At 67.2% G+C, this 7,649-nt stretch carries 5 protein-coding genes; 3 read left to right on the forward strand and 2 right to left on the reverse strand.

Annotated features, from left to right (window positions below):
• Nucleotides 1-1,325: L-lactate permease (locus QZ609_RS22175; protein ID WP_295499574.1), on the reverse strand; the 1,325-nt coding region annotated here is incomplete at its 3' end.
• A gap of 285 nt (nucleotides 1,326-1,610) precedes the next feature.
• Between QZ609_RS22175 and QZ609_RS22180 the strand changes: the two genes are divergently transcribed.
• Nucleotides 1,611-3,935 carry a patatin-like phospholipase family protein gene (locus QZ609_RS22180; RefSeq protein ID WP_295499576.1) on the forward strand — a complete coding sequence of 775 codons (2,325 nt, stop codon included), beginning with the start codon at nucleotides 1,611-1,613 and terminating at the stop codon, nucleotides 3,933-3,935.
• Nucleotides 3,936-3,942: 7 nt separating this feature from the next.
• Here QZ609_RS22180 and QZ609_RS22185 read toward each other — a convergent pair whose 3' ends face one another.
• Nucleotides 3,943-4,590 carry a TetR family transcriptional regulator gene (locus QZ609_RS22185; protein ID WP_295499578.1) on the reverse strand — a complete coding sequence of 216 codons (648 nt, stop codon included), beginning with the start codon at nucleotides 4,588-4,590 and terminating at the stop codon, nucleotides 3,943-3,945.
• 208 nt (nucleotides 4,591-4,798) lie between these two features.
• Here QZ609_RS22185 and QZ609_RS22190 point away from each other — a divergent pair, with 208 nt between their 5' ends.
• Together QZ609_RS22190 and QZ609_RS22195 are read left to right on the forward strand one after the other, a co-directional pair.
• The gene (locus QZ609_RS22190; RefSeq protein WP_295499580.1) at nucleotides 4,799-5,956 is read left to right on the forward strand and encodes an efflux RND transporter periplasmic adaptor subunit; all 1,158 of its coding nucleotides are present in this window, start codon (nucleotides 4,799-4,801) and stop codon (nucleotides 5,954-5,956) included.
• 2 nt (nucleotides 5,957-5,958) lie between these two features.
• The coding region (locus QZ609_RS22195; RefSeq protein WP_295499582.1) for an efflux RND transporter permease subunit at nucleotides 5,959-7,649 on the forward strand (1,691 nt) is incomplete at its 3' end.

Consider the following 7,649-nt stretch of genomic DNA (forward strand, 5'->3'; position numbering starts at 1 on the left):
GTGTGGGCGAAGGCCAGGCCCAGCGTCGCGTCCAGACCGGAGTAGCGGGTCAGGTAGCCGATGCCGAACATCGCGCAGATGGTTAGCAGCGAATAGCGCGTGAGCTTGATGGTGTTCCAGTACTCCTTGACCATGCGCGGCACCGAGTAGCCCATCAGCAGCCCGCCGATCACGGCCGAGACCAGGATGCCCGTGCCCGCCATCGACAGCACGTTGAAGGTGAACACCGCGCCTTCAGCCGTGACCTTGGCGACCACCGGCGGTCCCTTCAGGACCATCTTGTCCAGGCCCGGGATGGCAAACTTGAACTGCCACAGGCCATCGGCGAAGGCCTTGAATTGCGGCACGCCCCACAGGAACACGAACACGGTCAGGATCACCCACGGCAGCCAGGCCTGGACGCGGCTGATCTTGGCGTCGCCGGCAGTGGTGGCGGCGCGCGCCTCGGCGGCGGCTTCCGGGTCGACGCGCGAATCGTCGTGGCGGTTGCGCAGGGCGGTCGACGTCCAGATGGTCTTGGGATGCCACACCTTGAGGAACAGCGTGAGCGCGCCCATCGACACCAGCGCCGCAATCACGTCCACCAGCCACGGGCCGTGGAAGTTCGACACCAGGAACTGCGGGATGGCAAAGGTCACGCCCGCCACCAGGATCGCCGGCCAGATCTGCAGCATGCCGCGGAATCCCGCAAACGCCCAGATCAGCCAGAACGGCACCAGCACCGAGAAGAATGGCAGCTGGCGGCCGATCATGGCGGACAGGTCGCCCAGCGGCAGCCCGGTCACCGAGGCCAGGCCGATGATCGGTGCACCCAGCGCCCCGTAGGCCACCGGCGCGGTGTTGGCGATCAGCGCGAGGCCTGATGCCGCCAGCGGCGAGAAGCCCAGGCCGATCAGGATCGCGCCCGTCACCGCCACCGGCGTGCCGAAGCCGGCCGCGCCCTCAAAGAATGCGCCGAAGCTGAAGGCCACCAGCAGCAGCTGCAGGCGGCGGTCTTCGGTGATGCCGGAGATGGAGCTCTGCAACACCTTGAATGAGCCGTTCAAGGTGGTGAGCCGGTGCAGGAAGATGATGTTGAGGACGATCCAGCCGATCGGGAACAGGCCGGAAACGATGCCAAGGCCGGCGGCCTTGCCCGCCATCGCCGCCGGCATGCCGAACACGAACGAGGCGATGCCCACCCCGACGATCAGTGCCAGGCCCGCGGCCAGATGGGCCTGCATATGAAAGAAGGCCAGCGAACATAGCAGCACCGCCACCGGTATGCCGGCCGCGATGGTCGACCACGCGGCATTGCCGAGCGGGTCATAGACTTGATTCCACATCTTGATCTCCTCCAGTGTCTTGGGCGTTTTGGCTAGGGTAGGGCACCGTTTGCCAATCGTCGTCTCTTCTTTTGCGCGCGTGGCGGCAATCGCGGATTGTATGAACAAGCGTGCAGCGATCCGGGCAATATTCTGTCACTTTCGTCTTGAAAAGTATTCATCGGCCCGCGCTGCCCGGTGTGGCGCCCTGCCACGAAATGCACCGGGTAAATCCCGGTTGTGGAATCATTGCGCTGCGCCGTTAACCACGGTTGTCCCTAAAACAAGACTCCCGCCCGATCTCGCATGGCCTTTTCGACGGCTTTCCCGCTCCGCCGCGTGCTTTTTCGTCTGACCACCGCCTGGCTGGCGGTGCTGATCTGGCTGCCGCCAGGCGCGCATGCCCAGACCCCGCCCGACACCGATGCGCCGCCCGCCGAAGCCAAGCGGCCGCGCATCGGGCTGGTGCTCTCCGGCGGCGGTGCCCGCGGCTACGCGCATATCGGGGTGCTGAAGATGCTCGAGCGCATGCGCATCCCGGTCGACGCCATTGCCGCCACCAGCATGGGAGCCGTGGTGGGCGGCCTGTACGCCAGCGGGCTGCGCGCGGATGAGCTGGAGCAGAAGCTCTCGCAGGTCAACCTGAGCGACATCGCCTTCGACCGCAACGAGCGCGCCAAGCTGCCGCAATCGCTGCGCGAAGACGATTTCCAATACCCGATCGGCCTGTCGGCCGGTTACGGTGACGGACAGATCAAGCTGCCGGCCGGGCTGGTGCAGGGCAACCGGCTGCTGGGCCTGCTCAAGAACTGGACCGCGCAGTGGCCGGACAACCTCGATTTCGCGCACCTGCCGATCCCGTTCCGTGCCATGGCGACTGATCTGGCCACCGGCCAGGGGGTGATCCTCGACCACGGCTCGCTGCCGCTGGCCATGCGCGCCAGCATGGCGGTGCCCGGCCTGTTTGCGCCCATCGAGGTGAACGGGCGCACGCTGGTCGATGGCGGCCTGGTTAGCAACCTGCCGGTGCAATTGGCGCGCGACATGGGCGTGGACATCGTCATTGCCGTCAACATCGGCTCGGGCCTGCAGCGGCCCGACGAGCTGACCTCGCCGGCGGCGGTGACGCAGCAGATGATCAACATCCTGGTCGACCAGAACGTCAATGCGCAGAAGGCGCTGCTGCGCCGCGCCGACGTGCTGATCGAGCCGCGCCTGACCGATATCTCCCTCACCGATTTCGCCAAGGGGGCGCAGGGCGTGCGCGCGGGTGAGAACGCCGCGCGCGGCGTGGAGGCGAAGCTGGCGGCGTTGTCGCTGTCACCGCAGGCGTATGCGGACTATCGCGCGGGGCACCACCCGCAGGCGGCGTTGGCCAAGGACACCCGCATCGACGCCATCGACGTGACGACGACCGGCCGCATTCCGGTGGTGCGCGTGCGCCAGTTGCTGAACGTGCACGAGGGCGACCCCTACGATGCCGAGCAGCTCAACCGCGATCTCTCCGCGCTGTCGACCTCCGGCGATTTCGAGAGCGTGACGCAGCAACTGGTGGTCGACAACGGCGTGCATACGCTCAAGATCGATGCGCACGAAAAGTCGTGGGGGCCGCAGCTCTTCCTGTTCGGGGTTGGCATGTCGACCAACTTTGAAGGGCGCGGCGCGTTCAACGTCAACCTCGGCCACCGCTTCCCGTGGATCACCCAGAGTGGGCTGGAATGGCGCAACGACATCGTGCTGGGCAGCAACCGCGCGAGCATCCATACGGAATTGCGGCAGCCGCTGTGGCAGTCGCTGGGGTATTACATCGCCCCGTATGCGGAGTATTCGCGCCGGCGCGCCGACTTGTACGATCCCGATAACATTTTGTCGTCCGACAAGGACGTCCCCTACACGGCGTTCAACATCGAAACCGCGCGCGCTGGCATCGACCTGGGTATGCCGCTCGGGCGCAAGGGGGAGTTGCGCGTCGGTTTCAACTATATGCAGATCGTCCGCACGCCGGTCTATAACCAGAACGTCTCCAGCGATCCAAGCGTCGTGGTTCCGGAGTTCGATACGCAGCGCTCCCGCCAGCCGGCCGTGCGCGCCCAGATCACCATCGACCAACTCGACGACCCGCTGTTTCCACGTGCGGGCTATTACCTGTTCGGCAGCGTGGAAGGTGGGCTGGGCTCCTTGGACGAGCGTTTCAACCTTGCGCAGGCGAAGGGCCTGTGGGCGGTCAGCCATGGTCGCCACACGCTGAACGTGGCGCTGGAAGGCGGCGGCCAATTCGGCTTGAACGGCGACAATCGCAACAACGACGGCTTCTTCCTGGGGGGCTTCCAGCACCTGTCGGCCTATGCGCAGGACCAGTTTCTGGGCAACTATCTGCTCTACAGCCGCCTGACGTATCTCTATGACATGCGCGTCACCGATCTGCTGGGGCTGCGCTCGCCCGTGTTCGGCACCAGCCTGGAGGCCGGCAGCGTCTGGCAGGACCGGGAGACCTTTGGTCATGGCGCTTACAAGAAGAGCGCCAGCGTCTTCATCGGTGGCAACAGCCCGATCGGGCCGCTGTATTTTGGCTTTGCGGTGGCGCCGCAGGGCGTGTGGAACGTTTACCTGCAGCTCGGCCGCGTGTTCTGAGGCCGATTCAGGCGACCGTCTTGCGCAGCCGCGTCGAGTAGCGCAGCGTCTCCAGGCTGGCTTCCAGCACCTCGCGCCCGTCGCCGGCCACGTCGAAGAACGGGCTGGCGAAGTAGTGCAGGTCGATCAGCCCGTACAGCACCGCGTTGAGGTAGGCATTGGCGCGGCGCACGTCCAGGTCGGCGGGTAGCTGGCCGCGCTCGACGGCGGCGGCCAGCAGTTGCTCCATCTGCAGCAGCTCGGTGCGGCTGACGCGGTTGTTCCATTCCAGGATGGGCCGGTTGGCCTCGACGTGCTCGCACTTGTAGTAGAGCACCTCCAGCACGGTGCGCAGCCGCCCGGGGCGCTGGATGGCGTCGAAATACCCCAGCACGATGCGCCACAGCGCGCCCAGCGGGTCGTCCCCCGTCTCATCCATGCCCAGCGTCAGGTGCGCGGCTTCCGGCGCAATGGCCAGCGCCCGTTCGCTCATGGCGATGCACACTTCGGCGGTGTTGCCATAGTGCCCATAGACCGCCCCGCGTGAGATGCCGGCCGCCTCCGCAATGTCAGCCATGGTCGTGCCGGCGACGCCCTTGGCGGCGAACACGCGCTCGGCGGCGTCGAGGATGCTGTCGCGGGTTTTCTGCGATTCGATCGGGGTCTTGCGGGCCATGGCGTGCGGGCGGTGCGGTGCTGCGGGTGTGAGGACGGCAGCATTGTAGTGGTGGAACGTAAGGCGTTGATCAGATTGAGGAAATAATTAATCAGTCGTGACGGATTAGCGTGCTAGGATGCCTTCCGCTTCGCTTTCTGGTCTGTCGGGTGCGCACGCGCCCAGCCCCCTTCCCATGATGTTCTCCCCGTTGTCCCGAGGTTCTCATTTGTCCCGATGGCTGGTGTGCGCGTGCGCGCTGGCTGCGTTGCAAGCCTGCGGCAAGCACGCCGACGAGGTCGCCAAGCCGGCTGGTCCGCCAGAGGTCGAATTTGCCGTTGCGCAGCGCTCCGATACGCCGCTTGAGACCGAGCTGCCCGGCCGCCTGGAGCCGTACCGCACGGCGGAAGTGCGCGCGCGGGTGGACGGCATCGTCCTCAAGCGCGCCTATCAAGAGGGCCAGGTCGTGAAGGCCGGCCAGGTGCTGTTCCGCATCGACCCGGCCCCGCTCAAGGCGCAGGTGGACGCCGCGCAAGGGGCGCTGGCCCGTGCGCAGGCGCAGGAAGCCATCGCCCGCGACAAGGCCGCGCGCTACAAGGGTCTGGCCGCCACGCGCGCCGTGAGCGAACTCGAATACGCTGAAGCGCAGGCCGCCGAGCGCCAGGCCGCCGCCGACGTGGTCTCCGCGCGTGCTGCGCTGGAAACCGCACAGCTGCGCCTGGGCTACGCCACGGTCACGGCACCCATCGCCGGCCGCTCGCGGCGCGCGCAGGTGACCGAAGGCGCGCTGGTCAAGGAAGACGCCGCCACGCCGCTCACCACCGTCGAGCAGATCGACCCGATCTACGTCGATTTCTCCCAGCCGGCCGCCGAGGTGCTCGCCCTGCAGCGCGCGCTCAAGAAGGGGCAGGCGTCCGCGCTGTCCGGCGAGGACATCGGCGTGCAGGTGGTCCTGAGCGATGGCGTGGCCTACGACCGCCCGGCACGTCTGCTGTTCTCCGACTTGGCGGTGGACCGTGCTACCGACAACGTCTCGATGCGTGCCGTGCTGCCGAACCCGGACGGCCTGCTGCTTCCCGGCATGTACGTGCGCGTGAAGCTCTCGCACGCCGTGCAGCAGGGCGCGGTGACGATCCCGCGCGGCGCCCTGCAGCGCGATCGCCATGGTGCCTCGGTGTTCGTGGTGAAGGCCGACAACACGCTGGCCGCGCAGCCCGTGGCCGCGCAAACGTTGGCCGGTGACCAATGGCTGGTGACCAGCGGTCTGGCCGGTGGCGAGCGCATCGCCATCCCCGGCATGCAGACGCTGGAAGCCGGCATGGCCGTCAAGCCGGTGCCCGCCACCAGGCGTGCGGAAGCCGAGCCGGCCAAGCCGAACAAGGGCTGACCATGGCACGCTTCTTCATCGACCGCCCGGTCTTTGCCTGGGTGATTGCGCTGGCCATCATCCTGGCCGGCCTGCTTGCGCTGCCGCGCCTGCCGGTGGCGCAGTACCCCACCATCGCGCCGCCCAACGTCAGCATCTCGGCCAACTATCCGGGCGCGTCCGCGCGCACGGTGGAGAGCGCCGTCACCGCCATCATCGAGCGCGAGATGAACGGCGCGCCGGGCCTGCTGTACATGTCGTCGTCGTCCGATGCGGCGGGCAACGTGTCGATCAACCTCGCGTTCAAGCAGGGCACCAGCCCGGACCTGGCGGCGGTGGAGGTGCAGAACCGCCTGAAGACCGTCGAGGAGCGCCTGCCCGAGGTCGTGCGCCGCAACGGCATCCGCATCGAGAAGGCCGCCGAGGATTACATGATGTACCTGTCGCTGACGGCCGACCGTGGCCGCTTCGACGGCATCGACCTGGGCGACCTGGCATCTTCCGACCTGATCCCGCAACTGCGCCGTGTGCCCGGCGTCGGCACGGCACAGCTGTTCGACGCCGAGTACGCCATGCGCATCTGGCCCGACGCCGACAAGCTCACCGCGCTCGGCCTCACCGCCGGTGACCTGAGCGACGCGGTGCGCCGCTACAACGCGCGCATCACGGTGGGCGAGATCGGCAGCGGGGCGGTGCCGGGCAGCGCGCCCATCAACGCCAGCATCACCGGCGACGATGGCCTGACCTCGCCCGAGGCGTTCGGCCAGATTCCGCTGCGTGCGGACGCGCAGGGCCGCATGGTGCTGCTGCGCGACGTGGCGCGCGTGGAGTTGGGCGGCAGCGATTATTTGTACCTCTCGCGCATGAACGGCAAGCCGGCAACCACCATCGGCATCAAGCTGGCGCCGGGCGCCAATGCCGTGGGCGTGGCCAAGCGCGTGCGCGCGGTGCTGGACGAGGCGCAGGCGCACTTCCCGCCAGGCGTGCGCTACGAGGTGGCGTATGACAGTTCGCGCTTTGTCGGCATCGCCATCGAGCAGGTGGTCAAGACGCTGCTCGAAGCCGTGGTGCTGGTGTTCCTGGTGATGATGCTGTTCATGCAGAACCTGCGCGCCACGCTGATCCCCACGCTGGTGGTGCCGATCGCGCTGCTGGGCACGTTTGCCGTGATGCTGCCGATGGGCTTCTCCATCAACGTGCTGACGCTGTTCGGCCTGGTGCTGGCGATCGGCATCCTGGTCGACGATGCCATCGTGGTGGTGGAGAACGTCGAGCGCGTGATGCACGAAGAAGGCCTCTCGCCGCGCGAGGCGACGGCCAAGGCCATGCGCCAGATCAGTGGGGCCATCGTCGGCATCTCGCTGGTGCTGACGGCGGTGTTCGTGCCGATGGCGTTCTTTGGTGGCGCGGTGGGCAACATCTACCGGCAGTTCTCGCTGTCGCTGGCGGTGTCGATGGTGTTTTCGGCGTTCCTGGCGCTGACCTTGACGCCGGCGCTGTGCGCGACCTTGCTCAAGCCGGTGGAGACGGGCCACGGCACCGAGCGCAAGGGCTTCTTCGGCGCGTTCAACCGTGGCTTTGCGCGGCTGACCGCGCGCTACCAGGGCGGCGTGGCCAGGTTGCTGAACCGCACCGGGCGCGGGCTGATTGCCTACGGTGCGGTGATCGGCGTGGTGGTGCTGCTGTTCATGCAACTGCCGACCGCCTTCCTGCC

This window comes from uncultured Ralstonia sp. (assembly GCA_913056305.1).
GTDB lineage: Bacteria > Pseudomonadota > Gammaproteobacteria > Burkholderiales > Burkholderiaceae > Ralstonia.

Excerpts from the sequence above, each read along its gene's own strand:
- QZ609_RS22185 (WP_295499578.1), bottom strand. The coding sequence starts at position 4,590 with ATGGCCCGCAAGACCCCGATCGAATCGCAGAAAACCCGCGACAGCATC.
- QZ609_RS22180 (WP_295499576.1), top strand. The coding sequence starts at position 1,611 with ATGGCCTTTTCGACGGCTTTCCCGCTCCGCCGCGTGCTTTTTCGTCTG.